General features: G+C 50.5%; 2 protein-coding genes and 1 pseudogene. All 3 read left to right on the top strand.

Annotated elements, in window-relative coordinates:
• Positions 1-1177, top strand: a pseudogene (locus R3177_RS14180) (chromosome segregation protein SMC); the annotation flags it as partial.
• A 20-nt stretch (positions 1178-1197) separates the two neighbouring features.
• A complete protein-coding gene (gene zipA / locus R3177_RS14175) occupies positions 1198-2121 on the top strand; it encodes a cell division protein ZipA (RefSeq protein WP_318971658.1) in 924 nt (307 codons plus the stop codon).
• 64 nt (positions 2122-2185) lie between these two features.
• Positions 2186-2947: DNA ligase LigA-related protein (locus R3177_RS14170; protein WP_413229095.1), on the top strand; the 762-nt coding region annotated here is incomplete at its 3' end.

The raw sequence follows: 2947 nt of genomic DNA, 5'->3' as shown, positions 1-2947 counted from the left end.
GCAACAGGCACAACAACAGGCACAGCAGCTGTTACAACAGAACTCCCAGCGTTACGAGCAGCAAAAAGAACAGTGCCGGCAATTGCAAACCCAGTTAACCCTGGCCGAACGCCAGCAGCAAAGTCTGACGCAGAACCTGGATCGGGCCCGGTTGCAGCTCGCTCAGCTGCGTCAGCAGATTGATGAGCTAAAGCAGCAACAGCACGATAACGATGAACCCGAAATCCTGTTGCAGGAGCAATTGCAGGAGGCCCTGTTAAACCGGCAAGAAGCTGAGCAGGCGATGATTAGTGCAAATGATTTACTTTCTGGCCTGGAGCAGCAGATGCGTGAGCTGGAGCAGGGCCAGCAGGGGATTATGCAGCAGCTTAACCAGAAACGGCAACACATCGAATCGCTGCGTCTTGATGCTGAGGGCTGTCGGATCAGGGCCAATAATATGCTGGACCTGCTACGTGAGCAGCAGGTCAATATGAAGGATGTGATCCCGCAGTTGCAGGCTGATGCTGACGAAAGCCAGTGGCAACAGCAACTGGATAAAACCATTGAAGCGGTGGCCAGGTTAGGTGCGATTAACCTGGCGGCAATTGATGAGTATGAACAACAGGCTGAGCGTAAGCGTTACCTGGACAGTCAGCATGACGATCTTAGCGCTGCGCTCGAGACACTGGAAAATGCCATGCGAAAAATTGATAAGGAAACCCGGCAGAAATTTAAAGATACCTTTGAACAGGTAAACGAGGGGTTAAAAGGGCTGTTTCCCAAAGTATTCGGTGGTGGCAGTGCCTATCTGGATCTGACGGAAGATGATTTGCTCGAAACCGGTGTTACTATTATGGCCAGGCCGCCGGGCAAAAAAAACAGTACAATTCATTTATTATCGGGTGGTGAAAAAGCGCTAACGGCCTTATCATTGGTGTTTTCAATATTCAGACTCAATCCGGCACCGTTTTGTATGCTGGATGAGGTAGATGCACCGTTAGACGATGCTAACGTCGGCCGGTTTTGTAACCTGGTTCGGGAAATGTCAGAAACGGTGCAGTTTATATATATTAGCCACAATAAAATTGCCATGGAGATGGCAGCACAGCTGATGGGCGTAACGATGCAGGAACCCGGGGTATCGCGGGTCGTGGCTGTGGATGTGGACGATGCTGTCAAGCTGGCAGTAGCCTGATAACATAATAAGGTACAACTATGGCTGGTGAGTTGAGATTAGTATTAATTATTTTAGGGGCGCTGGTGTTAGGCGGCCTGTTTATTCATGGTTTATGGACGGTGCGTAAAAATAACCGCGAGGCCGGCCATCGTTATCATCCGGACAATACACCGATGCCCGAGCCTGAGCATACTGAAGGCTTTGACGATCTTGGCGTCGGCCCGGTCAGGGTGGTGAAGTCTCGTAGTACCGCTGCCGTTAACAATAGCCAGCGAACCGAGCCGAAAATCAATGTGGCAACTGCCACTCAGCCGGCAAGCCAATCCCGGGCAGCGCGCCCGCACAGCGCACCGGTCCGGCAGCAACCTGAATTTGATTTTGATGCGCCAGAGGATAAAACCGAGCCGGCGATCAATTTTGATGCCCTGACTGATGAGCAGCCTGCACGAGGTGCCCGGCGGGAAGCAGATTACGATGCCGTGCCGGACAGCGCGGCGGATGATAGCGCTGCGGAGAAAAAGTCAGCACATCAACCATCAGAAGTGCTTATTTTGTATGTGTTACTGCCTGATAACCGTGAGATTAAAGGCCCGGATTTATTATCGGCATTGTTACCGCTGGGTTTTAAATATGGTGATATGGATATTTTCCACCGGCATCTGGACAGCGCTGGCGGTGGCGAGGTGTTATTCAGTCTGGCCAATATGTTTAATCCGGGGACCTTTGATTTAGAGCAGATAGATAAAATCAGCACGCGTGGCTTAAGCTTATTTATGACCTTACCTGGCCCAGGTGAGCCTTTGCAGAATTTCAATTTAATGCATAATGCCGCCAAAAAACTGGCTGAGGAATTCGGCGGTCAGGTGCTGGACGGCCAGCGCAGTGTTTTAACGGTACAAACCGTGCGCCACTATGTGGATAAAATTCGTGAGTTTCAGCGCCAGCAGCTGATCCACGGTTAAAGCGCAAAGTTAATCGTTTACGGCAGGGCATTCCCTGCCGTTTTTCATTCGGTGATAGAAGCTAATGAGCCAATCAGATAAAGACAGAATTGTTGCCTTAAGAGCGTTACTGCACAAATACTCGCATGCTTATTACAACCTGAACAGCACTCTTGTTCCCGACGCTGAATATGACAAATTATTTGACGAACTGGTCGAACTGGAAGCGCAGCATCCCGATTTCGCTGATCCGTATTCGCCAACCCGCAGAGTTGGGCAAACGCCGCTTGATAAGTTTGTGCAGTTCCAGCATACCCTGCCGATGCTGTCACTGGAGAAGGCGAAAACAGAAGAAGAACTCATCCAGTTCAATAAACGCATTACCGACAGTCTGGATGCCAGTGCCCAAATCGAATTTTGTTGTGAGCCCAAGCTCGATGGCGTGGCGCTGAGCTTACACTATCAGCATGGTCTGCTGACAAGAGCAGTGACCCGTGGCGATGGCTTTACCGGTGAAGATGTCACTCAAAATGCAAAAACGATAAAATCGGTACCGTTAAAATTATTTGGCACAGACCATCCTGCCTTTCTGGAGGTCAGGGGTGAGGCTTATATTCCGCTGCAGCATTTTGCCCAAATGAATGCGCGAATGGCTGAGAGTGATGAAAAACAGTTTGCCAATCCGCGCAATGCCGCCTCGGGCAGTTTACGGCAACTTGACCCGAAGATTGCTGCGTCCAGACCTTTGTTTTTCAGTGCCTATGCCGTGGGTGATTATGATGACCCGTCAGGCCAGCTCGATGCTGCCAGTCATCATAACAGGCTGCAGCAGCTGAAGCAGATGGGG

This window comes from Arsukibacterium sp., from assembly GCF_033722355.1.
Classification (GTDB): Bacteria; Pseudomonadota; Gammaproteobacteria; order Enterobacterales; family Alteromonadaceae; genus Alishewanella.
The sequence above is the reverse complement of the archived record's forward strand: the minus strand, read 5'-3'. Positions and strand labels throughout refer to the sequence as shown.